21 protein-coding genes are annotated in these 18,682 nt (G+C 68.5%); 10 read left to right on the top strand and 11 right to left on the bottom strand.

The genetic code is table 11. The features are described 5' to 3' along the window. Positions 1 to 7: 7 nt before the first annotated feature. Together B2742_RS12355 and lpdA are read left to right on the top strand one after the other, a co-directional pair. Entirely contained in the window at positions 8 to 964 is a 957-nt protein-coding gene (locus B2742_RS12355) for a DUF3667 domain-containing protein (protein WP_292066724.1), read from the top strand. Positions 965 to 1,060: 96 nt separating this feature from the next. Beyond that, entirely contained in the window at positions 1,061 to 2,464 is a 1,404-nt protein-coding gene (lpdA, locus tag B2742_RS12350) for a dihydrolipoyl dehydrogenase (RefSeq protein ID WP_292066721.1), read from the top strand. A 156-nt stretch (positions 2,465 to 2,620) separates the two neighbouring features. Here lpdA and B2742_RS12345 read toward each other — a convergent pair whose 3' ends face one another. Further along, entirely contained in the window at positions 2,621 to 4,405 is a 1,785-nt protein-coding gene (locus B2742_RS12345) for an acyl-CoA dehydrogenase (protein ID WP_292066719.1), read from the bottom strand. A gap of 122 nt (positions 4,406 to 4,527) precedes the next feature. Here B2742_RS12345 and B2742_RS12340 point away from each other — a divergent pair, with 122 nt between their 5' ends. The 4 genes from B2742_RS12340 (at position 4,528) to B2742_RS12325 (ending at position 7,803) form a co-directional block, all read left to right on the top strand. Beyond that, complete coding sequence (locus B2742_RS12340; RefSeq protein ID WP_292066717.1) at positions 4,528 to 5,082, top strand: cytochrome b; 555 nt, start codon at positions 4,528 to 4,530, stop codon at positions 5,080 to 5,082. Next, complete coding sequence (locus B2742_RS12335; RefSeq protein WP_292066715.1) at positions 5,079 to 5,636, top strand: YceI family protein; 558 nt, start codon at positions 5,079 to 5,081, stop codon at positions 5,634 to 5,636. The genes B2742_RS12340 and B2742_RS12335 overlap by 4 nt, the downstream gene beginning before the upstream one ends. After that, positions 5,633 to 6,550 carry an L-threonylcarbamoyladenylate synthase gene (locus B2742_RS12330; RefSeq protein WP_414633066.1) on the top strand — a complete coding sequence of 306 codons (918 nt, stop codon included), beginning with the start codon at positions 5,633 to 5,635 and terminating at the stop codon, positions 6,548 to 6,550. Before B2742_RS12335 ends, B2742_RS12330 begins: the two co-directional genes overlap by 4 nt. 392 nt (positions 6,551 to 6,942) lie before the next feature. After that, positions 6,943 to 7,803, top strand: a complete 861-nt coding sequence (locus B2742_RS12325; protein ID WP_292066711.1) for a DUF5694 domain-containing protein — start codon at positions 6,943 to 6,945, stop codon at positions 7,801 to 7,803. 261 nt (positions 7,804 to 8,064) lie between these two features. Here the strand turns inward: B2742_RS12325 and B2742_RS12320 are convergent, their stop codons facing one another. The 3 genes from B2742_RS12320 to B2742_RS12310 all read right to left on the bottom strand — a co-directional run bounded on the left by B2742_RS12320 (position 8,065) and on the right by B2742_RS12310 (position 10,654). Then, complete coding sequence (locus tag B2742_RS12320) at positions 8,065 to 8,913, bottom strand: 3-hydroxybutyrate dehydrogenase (RefSeq protein WP_292066709.1); 849 nt, start codon at positions 8,911 to 8,913, stop codon at positions 8,065 to 8,067. A gap of 72 nt (positions 8,914 to 8,985) precedes the next feature. Further along, positions 8,986 to 9,753: a peroxide stress protein YaaA gene (gene yaaA, locus B2742_RS12315; RefSeq protein ID WP_292066706.1), complete on the bottom strand. Its 768-nt coding sequence runs from the start codon at positions 9,751 to 9,753 to the stop codon at positions 8,986 to 8,988. Positions 9,754 to 9,826: 73 nt separating this feature from the next. After that, positions 9,827 to 10,654: an NAD(P)H-hydrate dehydratase gene (locus B2742_RS12310; protein WP_292066704.1), complete on the bottom strand. Its 828-nt coding sequence runs from the start codon at positions 10,652 to 10,654 to the stop codon at positions 9,827 to 9,829. 120 nt (positions 10,655 to 10,774) lie between these two features. Here B2742_RS12310 and B2742_RS12305 point away from each other — a divergent pair, with 120 nt between their 5' ends. Further along, positions 10,775 to 11,113: a P-II family nitrogen regulator gene (locus B2742_RS12305; RefSeq protein ID WP_292066702.1), complete on the top strand. Its 339-nt coding sequence runs from the start codon at positions 10,775 to 10,777 to the stop codon at positions 11,111 to 11,113. A gap of 74 nt (positions 11,114 to 11,187) precedes the next feature. Next, the gene (glnA, locus tag B2742_RS12300; protein WP_292066700.1) at positions 11,188 to 12,594 is read left to right on the top strand and encodes a type I glutamate--ammonia ligase; all 1,407 of its coding nucleotides are present in this window, start codon (positions 11,188 to 11,190) and stop codon (positions 12,592 to 12,594) included. Positions 12,595 to 12,672: 78 nt separating this feature from the next. Here glnA and B2742_RS12295 read toward each other — a convergent pair whose 3' ends face one another. From B2742_RS12295 to B2742_RS12280, 4 genes are read right to left on the bottom strand one after another with little or no spacing between them, the layout of a single operon-like run. Continuing rightward, positions 12,673 to 12,948 (bottom strand): hypothetical protein, encoded by a 276-nt coding sequence (locus B2742_RS12295; RefSeq protein WP_292066697.1) that lies wholly within the window; start codon positions 12,946 to 12,948, stop codon positions 12,673 to 12,675. 57 nt (positions 12,949 to 13,005) lie between these two features. Continuing rightward, on the bottom strand, positions 13,006 to 13,884 hold the full coding sequence (tatC, locus tag B2742_RS12290) for a twin-arginine translocase subunit TatC (protein WP_292066695.1): 879 nt from the start codon (positions 13,882 to 13,884) through the stop codon (positions 13,006 to 13,008). Further along, on the bottom strand, positions 13,881 to 14,399 hold the full coding sequence (gene tatB / locus B2742_RS15515) for a Sec-independent protein translocase protein TatB (protein ID WP_349681130.1): 519 nt from the start codon (positions 14,397 to 14,399) through the stop codon (positions 13,881 to 13,883). Before tatB ends, tatC begins: the two co-directional genes overlap by 4 nt. Before the next feature lie 29 nt (positions 14,400 to 14,428). Next, positions 14,429 to 14,647 carry a twin-arginine translocase TatA/TatE family subunit gene (locus B2742_RS12280; RefSeq protein WP_292066693.1) on the bottom strand — a complete coding sequence of 73 codons (219 nt, stop codon included), beginning with the start codon at positions 14,645 to 14,647 and terminating at the stop codon, positions 14,429 to 14,431. 104 nt (positions 14,648 to 14,751) lie between these two features. Here B2742_RS12280 and rnhA point away from each other — a divergent pair, with 104 nt between their 5' ends. Beyond that, positions 14,752 to 15,195, top strand: a complete 444-nt coding sequence (rnhA, locus tag B2742_RS12275) for a ribonuclease HI (protein ID WP_292066692.1) — start codon at positions 14,752 to 14,754, stop codon at positions 15,193 to 15,195. Here the strand turns inward: rnhA and B2742_RS12270 are convergent. From B2742_RS12270 to B2742_RS12260, 3 genes are all read right to left on the bottom strand, one after another. Then, positions 15,192 to 15,650, bottom strand: coding sequence for an NfeD family protein (locus B2742_RS12270; RefSeq protein ID WP_292066690.1), 459 nt, complete (start codon positions 15,648 to 15,650; stop codon positions 15,192 to 15,194). The two genes, rnhA and B2742_RS12270, sit on opposite strands and share 4 nt — an antisense overlap. A 3-nt stretch (positions 15,651 to 15,653) precedes the next feature. Further along, a complete protein-coding gene (locus B2742_RS12265; RefSeq protein ID WP_292066689.1) occupies positions 15,654 to 16,667 on the bottom strand; it encodes an SPFH domain-containing protein in 1,014 nt (337 codons plus the stop codon). A 92-nt stretch (positions 16,668 to 16,759) separates the two neighbouring features. Beyond that, entirely contained in the window at positions 16,760 to 17,170 is a 411-nt protein-coding gene (locus B2742_RS12260; protein ID WP_292066686.1) for an NUDIX hydrolase, read from the bottom strand. 56 nt (positions 17,171 to 17,226) lie between these two features. Between B2742_RS12260 and B2742_RS12255 the strand changes: the two genes are divergently transcribed. Then, the gene (locus B2742_RS12255; RefSeq protein WP_292066684.1) at positions 17,227 to 18,633 is read left to right on the top strand and encodes an FAD-binding oxidoreductase; all 1,407 of its coding nucleotides are present in this window, start codon (positions 17,227 to 17,229) and stop codon (positions 18,631 to 18,633) included. The last annotated feature ends 49 nt before the right edge of the window (positions 18,634 to 18,682 follow it).

Raw genomic sequence — 18,682 nt, 5'->3', positions numbered from 1 at the left:
GGACGATTTGGCGACGCATCCGGAACCACCTTCGGCCTGCCCGGCCTGCGGCCTCGATCTGGTCGGTCGCTATTGCCATGGCTGCGGCCAGGATACGCTCGCGCGGCCGCGCCCGCTGCGCGACATGGCCGCCGAGGCCCTGTCCGAGACAACCCTGATCGATTCCCGCCTTGTCCGGACCGTCGGCGCCCTCGCCGCCCGCCCGGCCCGCCTGCTCGAGGCCTATCGATCCGGGGCGGGCGGCCTCTATGTCTCGCCGATCAAGATCTTCGTGGTCATGACGGCCCTGTTCCTGGCTGTCCTCAACTTCAGCGACGTCGTGATCTTCCAGTATGTGCGCGAGGTGGTGCCGGGGCAGGCTGTCGTCGCCACGCCCGATCCGGACGGCGCCACGGTGCACGTGGCGGGCGCGACCGAGCGTGACCACTGGATGCAGCAGCGGGTGACCCCCTTCATCGATCCGCGCGTCACGACAGCGATCGAGGCGGCGCTGGCGCGGGCGGAAACCCCGAAGGATCGCGCCAACCTCTCCTACGAACTGCAGGCGGACCGGGAACAGGCTGTCATCACCGAGCGGATGGGCGCCTGGCTGCCCAACGCCCTGTGGCTGCTGATGCCCCTCTTCGCGCTCCTGCTGATGCCGCTGTTCGGGCGGCGTCGGCTGTTCATGGAGCACCTCGTGTTCGCCATGTGGGCCCATTCGATGGCGTTCGGCCTGCTGATCCTGCTGGCGCTGATCAACCGGTTCGGCGCTGATGCGCCCGCCTGGCCCCTGCTGGGGCCCTATCTGGCCTATCTGGTGATGTCGGCGCGGGCCTACTACGGGCTGCCGCTGGCGTCCGCGGCCTGGCGCGGCGCCGCCCACACCGTTCTCTATTTCGCTCTGGTGCTGCTCCCCGCCGCCCTGGTGGTCGCGATCTCCGCAATGGACGTCGACGCCTTCCTCGCCTTCATGGCGGCCTGACCGCTGACAAATTGTGTCGCGCGCGGGCAGGGGAGTGGCCCCGGGCGGCGCCGGCGCGTTAAAGAGGCGACATCCGACGCCGCCCAGGAGACCCAGATGGCTGAATTCGATCTCATCGTCATCGGCTCCGGCCCGGGCGGCTATGTCGCCGCGATCCGCGCCAGCCAGCTGGGCCTGAAGGTCGCGATCGTCGAGCGCGAGAGCCTCGGCGGCATCTGCCTCAACTGGGGCTGTATCCCGACCAAGGCGCTGCTGAAGTCGGGCGAGAAATACGAGAGCCTGTCGCACCTGAAGGACTACGGCCTGTCCGCCGACAAGGTCGGGTTCGACTTCGACGCCATCATCCAGCGTTCACGGGGCGTCGCCGCCACCATGAACAAGGGCGTCGCGTTCCTGATGAAGAAGAACAAGATCGAGGTCATCGAGGGGACGGCGAAGCTGGAGAAGGGCGCCGCAGCCCCGAAGGTCGTCATCGCCCTGAAGGCCGGCGGATCGCGCACGGTCGAGGCGAAGACCGTCATGCTGGCCGTCGGCGCGCGCGCCAAGGCCATCCCGCAGATCGGGCTGGAGGCGGACGGCGACCGCATCTGGGCCTATCGCGAGGCCATGGCGCCGAAGACGATGCCGGCCTCGATCGTGGTCATCGGCTCCGGCGCGATCGGCATCGAGTTCGGCAGCTTCTACCGCGCCCTCGGGGCCGAGGTGACGGTGGTCGAGGCCCTCGACCGCATCCTGCCCGTCGAGGACGAGGAAGTCTCCAAGGCCGCCCGCCGCTCGTTCGAGAAGCGCGGCATGACATTCCGCGTCGGCTGCAAGGTCACCAAGGTTTCGAAAGGCGGCAAGGGCGTGCAGGTGGCCATCGAGGCCGGCGGCAAGGCCGAGACGCTGGAGGCCGAGGTCTGCATCTCGGCCGTGGGCATCACCGCCAACACCGACGGCATCGGTCTGGAGGCGCTGGGCGTCAACATGGACCGCGGCCACATCACCATCGACGGCCACTGCCAGACGAACGTCAAAGGCCTCTACGCCATCGGCGACTGCGCCGGCGCGCCCTGGCTGGCGCACAAGGCCAGCCACGAAGGCATCCACGCCGCCGAACACATCGCCGGTTACAAGACGCCCAATGTCCATTCACCCATCGCCGGCTGCACCTATGCCCAGCCGCAGATCGCCTCGGTCGGCATCACCGAACAGGGCGCGCGCGAGGCGAAGCGGGACGTGAAGATCGGCCGCTTCCCCTTCAAGGTGAACGGCAAGGCCGTGGCCGCCGGCGACACCGACGGCTTCGTCAAGGTCATATTCGACGCGAAGACCGGCGCCCTGATCGGGGCCCACCTGATCGGGGCCGAGGTCACCGAGATGATCCAGGGCTTCATCACCGCCATCGCCATGGAGGCGACGGAAGAGGACATCCACGGCATCGTCTATCCCCACCCGACCATGTCCGAGGCCATGCACGAGGCCGCGCTGGACGCCTATGGGCGGGTGCTGCACATCTAGGCGGAATACGCTTCTCCCTCCCCTTTATTGGGAGGGATGTCGGCGCGCAGCGACGACAGGGTGGGGCGCGTCAGTCCGCGCTCCGGCCCTTTCGAACCCCACCCGGATCGCTTCGCGATCGTCTCTCCCCATGAAGGGGAGGGATACGGCAAACGCCTACCCCGCCAGCACGTCCACGCTCATCCGCTCCAGCAGCGCTCCGCCCTGGCCCACGGCGGCCAGCCGGCTCGAGGCGTGGCCGAGCACATTGGCGGCGTAGACCTCGTACAGGGTGATCTTGCCCTCCAGCCATGCCGGGTCGCCCTGACCGCCGTCCAGCTGGTCGCGGGCGTAGAGCGCACCCTGGGCCAGCATCCAGCCGCCGATGACGTCGCCGAGCAGTTTCAGATAGGCGTCGGCGGCCGCCAGCACGTCCGCCGCCCCGTCGGCGGCGGCCTTGCGGTCGAGCATCCAAAGGGTGGCGTCCTCGACGGCGGCGACCGCGGCGGCGAACCGCTCCAGCGGCCTGCCCGAATACAGATGCGGCAACACGGCCAGGGTCGCCTTCATATCGGCGATCAGTTCGCGCGCCGACTGGCCGCCGTCCTGCGACAGCTTGCGGCCGACCAGGTCCATGGCCTGGATGCCGTTGGTGCCTTCGTAGATCGGGGCGATCCGGGCGTCGCGATAGTATTGCGCCGCGCCCGTCTCCTCGATGAAGCCCATGCCGCCGTGGATCTGCACGCCCAGCGACGCGACCTCGCAGCCGACGTCGGTGGACCAGGCCTTGGCGATCGGGGTGAACAGGTCCTCGCGCCCCTTCCAGCGGCGGCGCTCCTCTTCGGTCGCCGCGTGCCTCGCCAGATCGGCGGCCACGCCGGTGGACAGGCAGATGGCGCGGGCGGCGGCGATCTTCGCCTTCATCACCGACAGGGAGCGGCGCACGTCCGGATGGTCGACGATCGGGGCGTTGGCCTCGCCGGTCCAGACCGACCGGCCCTGGCGGCGCTCGGTCGCATAGGCCAGCGCGTGCTGATAGGCCCGCTCGGCGATGCCGACGCCCTCGACCCCGACGGCGAGGCGGGCGGCGTTCATCATCACGAACATATGGGCCAGACCCTGGTTCGGCTGGCCGACCAGTTCGGCGGTCGCGCCCTCGTACGACATGACGCAGGTGGGCGAGGCGTGGATGCCCAGCTTGTGCTCGACGCCGACGGGCCGGAAGGCGTTGCGGGCGCCCAGTGACCCGTCCTCGTTGAGCAGGAATTTGGAGGCGAGGAACAGACTGATCCCCTTGGGCCCGGCGGGCGCGTCGGGCAGGCGGGCCAGCACCATGTGGACGATGTTGTCCGTGGCGTCGTGGTCGCCCCAGGTGATGAAGATCTTCTGGCCGTTCAGGGCCCAGGTTCCGTCGCCATTCGGCGTCGCCGTCGCCGTCAGGGCGCCGAGGTCCGAGCCTGCGCCCGGCTCGGTCAGCACCATGGCGCCGGTCCATTCCCCGCTGACCAGCTTGGTGAGGTAGGTCTCCTTCTGGGAGGGGGTGCCGTGGGCCTCAAGGGCCTCGATGGCGGCGAGCGACAGCATGGGGCACAGGCCGAAGGCCATGTTGGCGGCGTGCACCGTCTCATAGGCCGCCAGCTCGAGCGCCTTGGGCAGGCCTTGGCCGCCGGCGTGGGCGGGGGCGGACAGGCCGGTCCAGCCGCCCTCGGCGAACTGGCGATAGGCGTCGGCGAAGCCGGGCGCGGCGGTGACCGCGCCGTCGGCCCAGGTCGAACCCTTCTGGTCGCCGATCCGGTTCAACGGCGCCAGCACGCCTTCCGAGAACTGCGCCGCGGCCTCGAGCACGGCGCCCTGCACTTCGGCGTCATAATCGGGAAAGGCGCCGGTGGCGGCGACCTGGTCGATGCCCGCGACGGCCTGCAGGGTAAAGGCGAGATCGCGAACGGGGGCGCGGTAGGTCATGCGGACGGGCCTTGCTGTCGGTCTGATCCGCGTTCATGACGCCTTGCCGCGACGGTATGCAAGCGGCCTTGGCGTCAGCGTCCAGCTGGTCCAGTCTGGGCCGTTCAACACGCCGAGGACCCATGGCCGAACCGCGCAATCGCTACTCCACTGTCTCGCTGGTCCTGCACTGGCTGATCGCGGCGATGATTCTCGCCCAGGTGCTGCTGATCACCGCCCATGAGGCGACCGAGGGACAGACGATCTCCCGCGAATTCGTCCAGGTTCACAAGGCGCTGGGGCTGACCGTGCTGGTCCTGACGCTGGCGCGGATCGGTTGGCGCGTCGCCAATCCGGCCCTGCCTCTGCCGGACGGCATGAAGCGCTGGGAGAAGGGTCTGGCCCGGGCGACCCACGTCCTGTTCTACGTCCTGCTGATCGCCATGCCGTTGACCGGCTGGGCGGCGGTGTCGGCGACCGGACGGGATTTCAGCTGGTTCGGTCTGTTCAACTGGCCGCTGCTGCCGATCACCGGCGGTCGGGACGCCTTCCGCGCCATCATCGACATCCATGAGCTGGTGATGAAGGGCCTCTATGTCCTGATCGCCCTGCATGTCCTCGCCGCGCTGAAGCACCAGTTCGTCGACCGCGACAATGTCCTGCACCGGATGATCCCGTGGATTCCGCGTCGGCCGTGAGACGCCTCGCCGCCCTGCTTGTGGCCGGTCTGGCCCTGCTGACGCTCACCGGGGCGGTGCCCATTCCCTGGGCCGTGGACCGCGACGCCTCGCGCATCGAGCTGTCGGTCCGGGCCTTCGGCGGCGCGCACAGCGGCCGGTTCGCCGACTGGCGGGGCGACATCGTCTTCGATCCGGCCGATCCGGACCGGACCCGCGCCACCGTGGTCGTCCAGTCGGCCTCGCTGGCGATGTCGCCGGCGGTCGCCTCGGCGCGCGCCACCGGCCCGGCCTTCCTCGACGCCGCCCGCTATCCGCAGATCCGCTTCGATCTGCAGTCGCTGGAGCCGCTCGGCGGCGACCGCTACACGGCGCGCGCGCGGGTGACGATGAAGGGGGTGACACTCCCGGTCGCCTTTCCGGTGGACTTGCGCGTGACCGGCGACCGGGCGCATCTGGCGGGCGCATTCGTCCTGAATCGCACGGACTTCGGCATAGGGACATCGGGGCCTTGGAACAGGCTGGTCGGACGGCAGGTGACGGTGCGGGTGGCGCTTCAGGCGCAACGCGGCTGACCGTGTCCGACGCTGAGGCCGCGCGCGCCCTGGCGGACGGCCGCCTGGTCATCCTGCCGACCGAGACCGTCTATGGCCTCGCCGCCGACGCCGGAAACGCCGTCGCCGTCGCCGCCATCTTCGAAGCCAAGGGCCGGCCCCGGTTCAATCCCCTGATCGCCCATGTCGCCGACGCCATACAGGCCGAGACGATCGCCGTCTTCGACGCCCGGGCGCGGGCCCTGGCCGAGGCCTTCTGGCCCGGTCCCCTGACCATCGTGGCGGCGGTTCGGGACCGCGACCGGGTCTGTGACCTCGCCCGCGCCGGTCTGGACAGCGTCGCCGTCCGCGTCCCCGGCCACGCCCGCGCCCGCGCCGTCATCACTGCCTTCGGCCGCCCGGTCGTCGCGCCCTCGGCCAACCGCTCCGGCCGGCCCAGCCCCACGACCTTCGCTGACGCGGTCGAAGAGACCGGGGCCTTCGCGGCGGCGCTCATCGACGGCGGCGACTGCGCCGTGGGTGTGGAGAGCACGGTCGTCTCGGTGCTGGCCGGGCGCGTCTCCCTGCTGCGTCCGGGCTCGGTCACGCGCGACGACATCGAGGCCGTCGTCGGCCCTCTGGACAGGGACGGGGAGGGGCACCGCTCGCCCGGCCGCATGGCCCTGCACTATGCGCCCGAAGCGCCGGTGCGGATCGATGTCGTCGTCCCGCACCCCGACGAGATCCTGCTCGGCTTCGGCCCCGGCGTCGGCGCGCTCCGCTGGAGCCTGAGCCCCTCCGGCGATCTGCGCGAGGCGGCGGCCAATCTGTTCCGCAGGCTGCGCGAGGCGGATCGGGAGAAGCCGGCGGGGATCGCGGTGTCGCCGATCCCGGTGCAGGGGCTCGGCGAGGCCATCAACGACCGGCTGAAGCGCGCGGCGGGGTTTGTGGGGTAGTGATCGCTGGCTTCGCTGAAAGACGGCTCCTGACTCATTAGAGAATTCTGGAACGCCCGCTCCTGACCAGAGCATCTCGTGTCAACCTGCGCCCCGCAGCCACCCGCTCAGGCGCGTCGATCTGAGAAAGCCGGCTGCGCGTTCTGCTGGTCCATCAGCGTGATGCAGCAATGACACCGACTTGCCGATGGCCAGCGTCGAAAGCTGTGCCTTGCCCGCGCTTGACCAATGCGTTCGACGCAACTGGCTGATGCGTTTCGTGCGCCTTCCGCACGTTGAGCGCCGTCGGTATGTTCTTCAGACGCTGCCGAGCCCTGCCGTCATGAAGTTCTGAGACCGTTAAAACCAAAGATCCCCTCGGTCGCGCCAAGCGAGAACACAAGGACTGAGCCATGAAAGCCGCTATCGCCGCCCTCGCCCTGTCATTCGTCACTGCAGTCCCAGCCTTCGCCCAGTCAGCGCTTGCGCCGGCCCAGCTGGTGAGTGAACGGCTAATCGAAGACCGTCCCTCACTCATGGTGGTGGGCACTGTGCACCTGGCGAACAACAATCGTGACGTGCTGCGCACGGAAGTTGACGACGTGCTCAGCCCCCGGCGCCAAGCCGAGATCGAGGCTGTGGTGGCGGCGCTGGCCCGTTGGCGGCCTACGAGGATCGCCGTTGAGATCAAGACCAGAGATCAGGCCGCCCTTGATCGGCGCTACGCCGACTATCGCGCCGGAACCTATGTGCTGACCGCCAACGAGATTGACCAGATTGGCCTTCGGCTGGCGGCGAGACTGGGCCACGAGCGGATCTACGGCGTCGACTGGAACGACGCGTCGCCGGGCGATCAGGCGGCCTACGACTGGACGCAAGGCGCCGAGGCGGCGGGAGAGCAGGCGCGCCTTGCCGAACTGCGCAATCCGGTTCGCGGGCAACGGATCACCGACCTGGTCCAGTCCCGGCCGATCCATGACTGGCTGGCCGTGGTGAACACGCCCGAATACCTGTTGAGCATGCACAGGCCCTACTATGACATCGCTCTGCTGGGGACGCCGGAAGACGGCCAGGGAGCCAACTGGGTCGGCGCCTGGCATGGGCGCAACCTGAAGATTTTCGGCAATCTGGTACGGCTGGCCGAGACGCCCGGCGAGCGCGTGCTGGTCGTCTATGGCGCCGGGCACGCCTTCTTGCTGAATCGCTTCGCCGAGGAGAGTGGGGCGTTCAATGTGGAGCGCCCGGGAACTTGGCTCGCGTCTGTGGAGCCCTGACCATGGAAACAGCCGCCAACGGCGGGTCGCACTCGTGGGACGCTGGGCGTGCTGACTGGGGTAAGCCACCGCCGATCGGGTCGGCGAAATGACAGGCCGATGCTCCGAGGGTCGGGACCGGATTTCTTGCGATGACTTTACCGGCGCGCATATTCGCGAAGATCGGCGTCATGAACGACAGCCGGTGCGCACATTATCCAACGGTTGAGAGCGTCCCGATAGCCGTTTCTGGCGCATGACGGCCGCCGCTCACGCCATCGGCTACTGCGCCGTCCACCCGCCATCGATCGAGAAACTCGCCCCGTTGGCCGACGCCCCCAGGTCGCTGACCAGATACAGCATCATCCCGGTCAGCTCGTCCGTGGTCACGAACCGCTTGGTCGGCTGGGCCGCCAGGATCACGTCCTTCAGCACCGCCTCCTTCGACATCCCCCGCGTGCGGGCCTGGTCGGCGACCTGTTTCTCGACGATCGGCGTCTCGACATAGCCGGGGCAGATGGCGTTGCAGGTGATGCCGTCCTGCGCGACTTCCAGCGCCACCGTCTTGGTGAAGCCCAGCACGCCGTGCTTGGCCGCGACATAGGCGGACTTGAACGGGCTGGCGACCAGGCCGTGGGCCGAGGCGACATTGATGATCCGGCCGCGTCCCTGGGCCTTCATGATCGGGATCGCCGCCCGCGTCGCATAGAAGGTCGAGGACAGGTTGATGGCGATGATCTGTTCCCATTTGTCGGACGGGAATTTCTCCACCGCCTCGACGTGCTGGACGCCGGCGTTGTTGATCAGGATGTCGACCCGGCCCAGCTGGTGCTTGCCATAGGCGACCATGTCGGCGACCTCGTCGCCGCGCAGCATGTTGGCGGCGTGATAGCGAACCTGCACGCCGCAGCTGGCTTCCAGCTCCGACCGCGTGCGTTCGATCTCGGACGGGTCGCCGAGGCCGTTCAGCACCACGTCGCCGCCGCGCGAGGCGATGGCGCGGGCGAAGGCCAGGCCGATGCCCGAGGTCGAGCCCGAGATCACCGCCACCTGACCCTTCAGATCGCCGATGTCGCGGAAGGGCTCGCTGGCCGTCTGTGAGCCGTCACCGCGTTTGGGCCATTGGAACATAAGGGTCTCGTCCGTCCGTCAGTCTTGGATCGCCAGCCTAGCCGTTCGCGGTTGCGAAGGCGACAGTCGGGTTTAATTTCCCGATCTGATGAATATCCACTCTGTCTCGGTCGACGCCGCCTTGTCAAAGCGATAGCCGTCGCGGTCGAAGGCCTTGAGGTCCTCAGCCCGCTCGATCCGCTCGTCGATGGCGAACCGCGTCATGCCGCCGCGCGCCTTCTTGGCGAAGAAGGAGATGATCCGGCTCTCGCCGTCCTTCGATTCGCGGAAATGCGGCGTCACCACCGGCAGTTTCAGCGCCCGCGCGTCGACGGCGCCGAAATATTCCTGGCTGGCCAGGTTCACCAGCACGCGCTGACCCTGCCCCTCGGCGTCGGCGTTCAGGCATTTCGAGATCCGGTCGCCCCAGAAATCGTACAGGCTGGACCCCCGCCGGGTCTTCAGTCGCGTGCCCATCTCCAGCCGATAGGGCTGGATCCGGTCCAGCGGCCGCAGCAGGCCGTACAGGCCCGACAGAATGCGCACATGGTCCTGGGCGAAGGCCAGGCCGGACTCGTCCAGTTCGCGCGCCTTCAGGCCTTCATAGACGTCGCCGGCGAAGGCGAAGGCCGCCTGCACCCCGTCGGTCGATTCGGCGTCAAAGGCCTGGAACCGTTCGCGGTTCAGCCGGGCCAGGTCGTCGGAAAGGCTCATCAACCGCCGCAGCTCGGCCACCGTGCGGCCGCGCGCCGTCCGCGCCAGCGACGCCGTATCCTCGAGGAAGCGCCGCTCGCTGGCGGGCAGGCGTGGATCGGCTTCGGTGAAATCCAGCCGCTTGGCCGGGGACAGGACAATCAACAAGACAGGGCTCCGGCGGGGGAGCTGTCGGGATAGGCTGCTTCGGTGACGAATTGAACCGGGCGAGGGGTCGCGGTCAGCCGGCCTGTGAATACAACTTCGCCAGCACGGCCGGAATCCGCTCCGGCAGGTCTTCGGCGATCAGCCCCGGCCCGAACCCGCGCGCCGCCTCGGCGTGCATCCACACCGCCGCCCGCGCCGCGTCGAAACTGTCCATCCGCTGGGCCATCAGCCCGGCGATCATCCCCGCCAGCACATCGCCGCTGCCCGCCGTCGCCAGCCAGTGCACGCCATTGTCGTTGACCGAGAGACGCCCGTCCGGCGCCGCGATCACCGTTGCCGCGCCCTTCAGCACCACCACCGCCCCGGCCCGTTTCGCCGCCTCGGCCGCCGCCGCCTCGCGGCCCATGTCCAGCAGTCCGGGAAACAGCCGTTTGAACTCGCCCTCGTGCGGGGTCAGGACGTCGTCGCGGTCCAGCACCTCGAACAGGTCCGCCGGCCAGCCCTCGAACACGGTCAGGGCATCGGCGTCGACGACCAGGGCCGCGCCCGCGCCGGCCAGGGCGCGGACATTGGCCCGGGTGGCGTCGTTCACCCCCGCCGCGGGCCCTATCACCACCGCATCCAGGCCTTCGGCCGCCTCGGCCAGGGCCTCGTCGGAGCCGAACGGGGTCAGCATGATGGCCTCGATGGCCGGGGCGATCACGGCCGCCGCGTCGGGCGGGCACAGGATCCGCACCACCCCCGCGCCGATCCGCAGGCCGGCGCGCGCCGCCAGCCGCGCGGCGCCGGTCTGGGTCGCCTTGCCCGACACCACGCCCAGCCGTCCGCGCGCATGCTTGTGCGCATCCGCCGCCGGCCACGGCAGGGCGTCGCGCCAGTCGGGCAGGGCGGGCCGGATCATCGGCTGTCCGTTCCGTTCACGGATGGCGACTCCGGACGAAAAACGCTTGCCTTATTGTGCAATGCAATGTCCCTTTACCACCCGAGCGCGCGGCCTGTCGGAGCCCGCCCGGGAACGCTGATGAAAAAGATCGAAGCCGTCATCAAGCCCTTCAAGCTGGATGAAGTGAAGGAGGCGCTCCAGGACGCGGGCGTCCAGGGCATGACTGTCCTTGAGGCCAAGGGATATGGTCGCCAGAAGGGTCATTCCGAACTCTACCGCGGCGCCGAATACGTCATCGACTTCCTTCCCAAGATCAAGATCGAGGTGGTGGTTCCCGACGACATGGTCAACTCCGTGGTCGACGCCATCCAGACCGCCGCCCGCACCGGCAAGATCGGCGACGGCAAGATCTTCATCTCCGACGTCCTCGACGTCATCCGCATCCGCACCGGCGAAACCGGCGCGCAGGCTGTATAGACGATCCATCGACCGGCCGTTCCGCAAGGCGCGGCCGCTTTTCCTCCTCCCCCGCCAGACAGGATCCACAAGACATGAGCGCCGGCAAGATTCTCAAGGAGATCAAGGAGAAGGACGTCAAATACGTCGATCTCCGTTTCACCGACACCAAGGGTCGGATGCAACACGTCACCTTCGACATCGACCTGGTCGATGAGGAGTTCCTCGAAGAGGGGACCATGTTCGACGGCTCCTCGATCGCCGGCTGGAAGGCGATCAACGAGTCCGACATGCTGCTCAAGCCGGACCTGACCAATTTCTGGATCGATCCGTTCTACCAGCAGACCACGATGTTCCTGTTCTGCGACGTGCTGAACCCCGACACCGGCGAGCCCTACAACCGCGACAGCCGCTCGATGGCCAAGAAGGCCCTGGCCTATGTCCAGTCCTCGGGCGTGGGCGACACCGTCTTCTTCGGCCCGGAGGCCGAGTTCTTCATCTTCGACGACGTGCGCTGGTCGACCCAGCCGCACGACACCGGCTACGCCTATGACTCGATCGAGCTGCCGGCCAACACCGGCGCCGAATATTCCGAAGGCAACATGGGCCACCGCCCGACGCACAAGGGCGGCTATTTCCCGGTCAATCCGACCGACAGCGCCCAGGACCTGCGCGGCGAGATGCTGGGCGTCATGCGCGACCTGGGCATGCAGCCCGAGAAGCACCACCACGAGGTCGCCCCGGCGCAGCACGAACTGGGCCTCAAGTTCAGCGACCTGCTGACCATGGCCGACCGGCTGCAGCTGTACAAATACGTCATCCACAACGTCGCCGCCGCCTACGGCAAATCGGCCACCTTCATGGCCAAGCCGACCTTCGGCGACAACGGCTCGGGCATGCATGTGCACCAGTCGATCTGGCGTGACGGCAAGCCCCTGTTCGCGGGCGACAAATACGCCGGCCTGTCGGACATGTGCCTGTGGTACATCGGCGGCATCATCAAACACGCCAAGGCCATCAACGCCTTCGCCAACTCGACGACCAACTCCTACAAGCGCCTGGTCCCCGGCTACGAAGCCCCGGTGAAACTGGCCTATTCGGCCCGCAACCGCTCGGCCTCGATCCGTATCCCGTGGGTCAACTCGCCCAAGGCCAAGCGCATCGAGGCCCGCTTCCCCGATCCGATGGGCAACCCCTATCTGACCTTCGTCGCCCTGCTGATGGCCGGCCTCGACGGCATCGAGAACCGGATCGATCCGGGCGCCCCCGCCGACAAGAACCTCTATGACCTGCCGCCGGAAGAGCGCGGCTCGATCCCCGAGGTGTGCGGCTCGCTGAAGGAGGCGCTCGACAGCCTCGACAAGGATCGCGCCTTCCTCAAGAAGGGCGGCGTCATGGATGACGACTTCATCGACAGCTATATCGAGCTGAAGATGGAAGAGGTGATGCGCCTGCAACTGCACCCGCACCCGGTCGAATTCGACATGTACTACAGCTGCTGACCGGCGGCTGAGGCCCAACGAAAAGAGGCGCCGGACGGGAAACCGTCCGGCGCCTCTGTCGTTTGCGGGAGTCGCGACCTAGCGGTTGGTGGTCTCGACCTCGATGCCGTTCTCGCCGGCGCGGACGGTCGTGGTGTCGCCGTCGCGGCGGTCCTCGATGACCACGGGGGGACCGGGAACCTGAACCTCGCGCTCGATGACCACCGGATCGGCCGGGACCTCGCGCTCGATGATCGTCGTCGTATCGGTGTCGCGGTCGGCGTCCGCGTCGTTGTTCGCCGGCGTGCAGGCCGCGGCGGTGAAGGCGAGGGCGGAGAGCGCGGCGACGGCAGTCAGATGGCGGCGGATGGTCATGGGCGGACTCCTGAATGGGAACCCGGTGCAAACGGCCACGCTCGTCCGAGGTTCCGGTCAGGCTTCCGCAGCGTCAGCCTTCTTCCGCCGCATCTCGATCAGCCGCACGCACCAGATCGAGATCTCGTAGAGCAGCACCAGAGGCACGGCGAGCATGATCTGGCTGATCGGGTCGGGCGGGGTGACCACGGCGGCGACCACGACCACGGCCATGATGGCGTAGCGCCGGCCCTCGGCCATGACCTTCGACGAGATAATGCCGGCCAGACCCAGTAGGGTCATCACCACGGGCAGCTGGAAGCACAGGCCGAAGGCCAGAAGCAGGGCGGTGACCAGGTTCAGATAGTCCGACACCTTGGGCAGCAGGGCCGCCGAGACGCCGCCGCCGGTGATCTGCTGGCTCAGCGAGAACCACATGACGAACGGCAGCATGACGAAATAGACCAGCGCCGCGCCCAGCAGGAACAGCAGCGGCGCCGCCAGCAGGAACGGCAGGAAGGCGCCCTTCTCATTGCGGTACAGGCCCGGCGCCACGAACCGGTAGAGCTGCCAGGCCAGCACCGGGAAGGACACGACGATCGCCCCGAAGCCGGCCAGCTTCATCTTGGTGAACAGGATCTCCAGCGGTGCCGTATAGATCAGATTGACCGTCTGGCCGTCGACGCCGGGCAGGGGTTTCAGCCCCGCCGTGCCCAGGATCAGGTCCAGCGGCGAGACATGGCCGCCGGGCCCGACCGACTGGTGGAAGGCCGCCGCCGCCGCGAACGGCTTGACCAGGAAGATGTACAGCGGCTCGGCGAAGGCGAAGCAGAGAATGAAGCCGAGGACGAAGGCGATCACGCAGATCACCAGCCGCCCGCGCAGCTCGATCAGATGATCCATCAGGGGCGCGCGCGACGCCTCGATCTCGTCCTCGTCCCGATCCAGCCGGCTCACAGGTCGACCTTCTTCGCGCGGATGGGACGGGACTTGCCGCTGGCGGTCTTGATCGATGCCACGGGGGCCGGCGCGGTTGTCGCCGCGGCCTTGCGGGGTTTGGCCGCGGTCTTCGCCTTGGCTTTCGGCGCCGGCGCGTCGTCGAGCGGCGCCATCGCCGGCGGGCTGTCCGGCCATTCGTCCGGCGCGGGCAGCATGGCCGGTTCGGTGTCCAGCGGCTTGTTCAGATCATTGCGAATGTCGCGGAAGGCGGCGTCGGCTTCCGCCCCCAGCGGATGCATGCCCTGGCCGCTGCGCAACGCCTCGACCTCCTTGCGCAGTTCGTCCAGCTCGGACTGCCGCGCCATCTCGTCGAAGCTGGAGCGGAACTCATTGGCCATGGCGCGGGCGCGGGCCATCACCTTGCCGATCTTGCGCATCAGCAACGGCAAATCCTTTGGCCCCACCACAAGCAGGGCCACGATGCCGATCACGAGGATTTCAAAGCCGCCGATACCGGGGCCGAGGCCACCCATCCGTCAGGTCTCCGACGTCAATGAGGGGGTTACGACTTCAGGTCTTCTTTTTCGGCGTCGGTGCGGGGCAGGGCGCCCGCGCGCTCGTCCGAAGGCTTGTCCGAATCGGTGTCCTTCAGGCCCTCGCGGAAGGCCTTGATGCCCTTGGCGGCGTCGCCCATCAGGCCGGACAGTTTGCCCCGGCCGCCGAACAGCAACAGGGCGATGATGGCGACAATGGCCCAGTGCCAGATGCTGAAAGAACCCAAGACCCGTCTCCTCGTTCGGGCCGATGCGGGGCCCGCTCAAACACTTGTGCCGCATATAGGCCGTTCAGTGGCGCGACGCCAAGCGAACCTGTTAGGACGCGCCCATGAGTCACGTGATCATCCACACCGACGGCGCCTGCAAGGGCAACCCCGGCCCCGGCGGCTGGGGCGCGATCCTGCAGACCGGCGGCGGTCACGAGAAGGAGCTGTGGGGCGGCGAGCCGCTGACCACCAACAACCGGATGGAGCTGATGGGTGCGATCAGCGCGCTGGAGGCCCTGACCCGGTCCTGTCGCGTCGATCTGCACACCGACAGCCGCTACGTCATGGACGGCATCACCAAATGGATCGGCCCGTGGAAGGCGCGCGGCTGGAAGACGGCCGACAGGAAGCCGGTCAAGAACGAGGACCTGTGGAAACGACTCGACGCCGCCCGCGCCCGGCATGAGGTCAAATGGCACTGGGTCAAGGGCCATGCCGGGCATGAACTGAACGAACGCGCCGACGGCCTCGCCAACCGCGGGATCGAGGATATGCGGGCGGGTTAGACCGCCCGCACCTTCAGCTTCGGTCCGTCCATCCCCTCGACGATGACGCTCTCGCCCGCCAGCGGCGCCGCGCCCTCGATTTCGGCGACCCATTCGGCGCCCGAGACGAACACCCGGCCGCGGCCGTCGACGAAGGCCTGGACCACCTGGGCCCGCTGGCCGATCAGGCGGGCGTCGCGAGCGTTGATGTCCGGGGCATCGGACGGATTGACCCGCTGGATCAGGCGACGCGACAGCAGGGTCGCGGCCACGGTCAGGGCGGCGAACAGGGCGACCTCGCCGGGGAAGTTCAGCGGAAGGCCCAGGGCGGTGACCACCGCCACCACCCCCGCCGAGACCGCCGGCCACAGCAGCCATTCGGTCGAGAAGGCGGCCTCGATGGCCAGCAGGATCACGCCCAGAGCCAGCCAAATCCAGAACGGCTGGGCGGCGTGCAGTTCGGTCAGGGCGTCCATCGGTCAGGTCCTCGGCACGGAGGGACGGGGCGGGCGGGGCGGTGCAGGCGGTGTGGCTCGCGGCGGGGGCGGGGCGTCGCGACGCCCGTCGCTGCGGCCCTGCTGCTGTTCCCTGGCCAGACCGACCAGTTCGCCCAGGCCGGCGATGGTGCCGACCAGGCCGGACATCTCCGCCGGGACAATGACCGTCTTGGCCGTCGGGTTGCGGGCCAGTTCGGCGAAGGCCTCGACGTATTTCTGGGCCACGAAATAGTTGATCGCATTGACGTCGCCGGCGGCGATGGCCTGGGACACCATGGCCGTCGCCTTGGCCTCGGCCTCGGCTTCGCGCTCGCGGGCCTCGGCGTCGCGGAAGGCGGCCTCACGGCGGCCTTCGGCTTCCAGAATGGCGGCCTGTTTGGCGCCCTCGGCGCGGGCGATGGCGGCCTGTTTCTCGCCGTCGGCCTCGGTGATGACGGCGCGGCGCTCGCGCTCGGCCTTCATCTGACGCGCCATGGCGTTGGTGATGTCGGCCGGCGGGGTCAGGTCCTTGATCTCGATCCGGTTGACCTTGACGCCCCACGGCTCGGTCGCCGCGTCGATCACGGTCAGCAGGCGCGAGTTGATCGAGTCGCGCTGGAACAGCACCTCGTCCAGCTCCATCGAACCGACCACGGTGCGCAGGTTGGTCGAGCACAGCTGGGTGATGGCGTAGGGCAGGTTCTCGATCCGGTAGGCGGCGGCCGAGGCCTCCATCACCTGGATGAAGACGATGGCATCCACCTTGACCATGGCATTGTCCTTGGTGATGACCTCTTGCTGAGGCACATCAAGAACTTGTTCCATCATGTTCATGCGTCGGCCGATCCGCTCGACGAACGGCGTCAGGATGCTGATCCCGGGGCTGAGGGTGCGGGTGTATTTGCCAAACCGCTCGACCGTCATCTCGCGCCCCTGGGGCACGATCTTGACCACGCTGAACAGCAGCACAAAGGCCAGTGCGACCAGCGCGGCGGTGAATAGAACCGAGGTGTCCATGATATCTCCCTGTCCGTTCAGGTTAGCACCCTGTGGCCCGCGCGCCACAGAAACCGGACGCGGCAAGATGACATCCGCGTAATCCTGCTCGCTCAGCGCGCGTCGGCGGCCATCCGGATGATCCGCCGCGTTTCGGACCAGTCAATCAGCGCCTCGACCTCGTCCAGCGCCACGAACCGCGCCTCGGCGGCGTCATCGCCGGCCACCGGCTCCCCGGAAAGCCAGCGCGCCGCATAGTCGATCAGCACATAATGCCGCCCTGCTTCGGGGAAGAGCCCGTCTACCACGTCGATCAGCCCCGTGATTTCCGCCTCGACCCCGGTCTCTTCCCGCAACTCCCGCAGGGCCGCGTCCATCGCCCGCTCGCCGGGCTCGATGCGGCCGCCGGGCAGGCTCCATTCGCCCTGGCGAGGCGGCGTCCCGCGCCGGACCAGCAGCACCGAATCGCCCCGCAGACAGGCGACGCCGACGGCGGGGACGGGGGCAGACAGGGGGTTGGACATCCGACAACCCTGACACGGCCCTTTCGCCGCGCCCATGACTTTGAGACAAGGGCCGCATGACCGCCCCGTCGCCCGCCGCCCTCGCCGCCCTGAAATCCGCCCTCGGCGACGGCGGCTGGACCGACGATGCCGCCGAGATCGCCCCCTGGCTGACCGAGTGGCGCAATCGCTGGCACGGCCACACGCCGCTGATGCTGACCCCCCGCTCGACGGCTGAAGTCGCCGCCGCCGTCCGGGTCTGCGCCGAACATCGCATCGCCCTCGTCCCCCAGGGCGGCGACACCGGCCTCGTCGGCGGCCAGATTCCCTATGGCGAGGTCCTGCTCTCGACCCGCAAGCTGCGCGCCGTCCGCGACGTCACCCCCCTGGATGACGCCATGACCGTCGAGGCCGGGGTCACGTTGGCGGAGGCCCAGCAGGCCGCCGCCGCCGCCGACCGCCTGTTCCCGCTCAGCCTCGCCGCCGAGGGCACGGCCACCATCGGCGGCGTGATCTCGACCAACGCCGGCGGCACGGCGGTGATCCGCTACGGCGTCATGCGCGACCTGGTGCTGGGCATCGAGGCGGTGATGCCCGACGGCGAGGTGTTCAACGGTCTCAAACGGCTGCGCAAGGACAACACCGGCTACGACCTGAAACAGCTGCTGATCGGCGCCGAGGGCACCCTCGGCGTGGTCACCGCCGCGACCCTGAAACTGTTCCCCGTCATGCGCAGTCGCGCCACCGCCATGGTCGGGCTGGACGCGCCCGCGGCCGCCATCGAGCTGTTGGCCCGGGCCAAGGCCGAGACCGGCGGCGGGGTCGAGGCGTTCGAGCTGATGAAGCGGATCGGCATGGGCTTCGTCCTCGCCAACATCCCCGACACGCGCGAGCCGCTGGACAGCACGCCCCCCTGGTACGTCCTGATCGAACTGGTCTCGGGCGAGCCCGGCGCCGCCGACGCCGCCATGGACCGGCTGCTGACCCACGCCTTCGAAACCGGCCTGATCACCGATGCCGCCATCGCCCAGAACGACAGCCAGCGCACCGCCTTCTGGAAGGTGCGCGAAGAGCAGTCCGCCGCCCAGAAGCCCGAGGGCGGCGGCTGGAAGCACGACGTCTCGGTGCCGATCTCGCGCATCGCCGACTTCCTCGAGGAGGCCACCGCCGCGGTCGAACGCTTCCACCCGGGCGCGCGGGTCAGCGCCTTCGGCCACGTCGGCGACGGCAATCTGCATTATGACGTGCTCTGCCCCGTCGGCGGCGACCGCCCGGCCTTTCTCGCCCGCTGGGAGGAAGGCTCGCAGATCGTCCACGACATCGTCGCCCGCTACGACGGCTCGATCTCCGCCGAACACGGCCTCGGCCGGCTCAAGACGGAGGAGGCGCGGCGCTACAAGTCGCCGCTCGAACTCCGCACCATGCAGGCCGTCCGCGCCGCCATCGACCCGCACCGGATCATGAACCCGGCGGTTCTGTTCTGAGGGCGGCCCGAGGGGCCAAAATCCGGGCTCGGCGCCGGTGGCCTGCGTA

The organism is Brevundimonas sp. UBA7664 (assembly GCF_002483305.1).
Taxonomy (GTDB): domain Bacteria; phylum Pseudomonadota; class Alphaproteobacteria; order Caulobacterales; family Caulobacteraceae; genus Brevundimonas.
This window is presented reverse-complemented; position numbering and strand designations above follow the sequence as displayed.

What these genes read in the sequence shown, in the direction of transcription:
- B2742_RS12260 (WP_292066686.1), bottom strand. Translation starts at nt 17,170, where the DNA reads ATGTCCAACCCCCTGTCTGCCCCCGTCCCCGCCGTCGGCGTCGCCTGT.
- B2742_RS12270 (WP_292066690.1), bottom strand. Translation starts at nt 15,650, where the DNA reads ATGGACGCCCTGACCGAACTGCACGCCGCCCAGCCGTTCTGGATTTGG.
- tatB (WP_349681130.1), bottom strand. Translation starts at nt 14,399, where the DNA reads ATGGGTGGCCTCGGCCCCGGTATCGGCGGCTTTGAAATCCTCGTGATC.
- B2742_RS12325 (WP_292066711.1), top strand. Translation starts at nt 6,943, where the DNA reads ATGAAAGCCGCTATCGCCGCCCTCGCCCTGTCATTCGTCACTGCAGTC.
- lpdA (WP_292066721.1), top strand. Translation starts at nt 1,061, where the DNA reads ATGGCTGAATTCGATCTCATCGTCATCGGCTCCGGCCCGGGCGGCTAT.
- B2742_RS12320 (WP_292066709.1), bottom strand. Translation starts at nt 8,913, where the DNA reads ATGTTCCAATGGCCCAAACGCGGTGACGGCTCACAGACGGCCAGCGAG.
- B2742_RS12305 (WP_292066702.1), top strand. Translation starts at nt 10,775, where the DNA reads ATGAAAAAGATCGAAGCCGTCATCAAGCCCTTCAAGCTGGATGAAGTG.
- rnhA (WP_292066692.1), top strand. Translation starts at nt 14,752, where the DNA reads ATGAGTCACGTGATCATCCACACCGACGGCGCCTGCAAGGGCAACCCC.
- glnA (WP_292066700.1), top strand. Translation starts at nt 11,188, where the DNA reads ATGAGCGCCGGCAAGATTCTCAAGGAGATCAAGGAGAAGGACGTCAAA.
- B2742_RS12255 (WP_292066684.1), top strand. Translation starts at nt 17,227, where the DNA reads ATGACCGCCCCGTCGCCCGCCGCCCTCGCCGCCCTGAAATCCGCCCTC.
- B2742_RS12265 (WP_292066689.1), bottom strand. Translation starts at nt 16,667, where the DNA reads ATGGACACCTCGGTTCTATTCACCGCCGCGCTGGTCGCACTGGCCTTT.
- B2742_RS12310 (WP_292066704.1), bottom strand. Translation starts at nt 10,654, where the DNA reads ATGATCCGGCCCGCCCTGCCCGACTGGCGCGACGCCCTGCCGTGGCCG.
- B2742_RS12345 (WP_292066719.1), bottom strand. Translation starts at nt 4,405, where the DNA reads ATGACCTACCGCGCCCCCGTTCGCGATCTCGCCTTTACCCTGCAGGCC.
- B2742_RS12295 (WP_292066697.1), bottom strand. Translation starts at nt 12,948, where the DNA reads ATGACCATCCGCCGCCATCTGACTGCCGTCGCCGCGCTCTCCGCCCTC.
- B2742_RS12340 (WP_292066717.1), top strand. Translation starts at nt 4,528, where the DNA reads ATGGCCGAACCGCGCAATCGCTACTCCACTGTCTCGCTGGTCCTGCAC.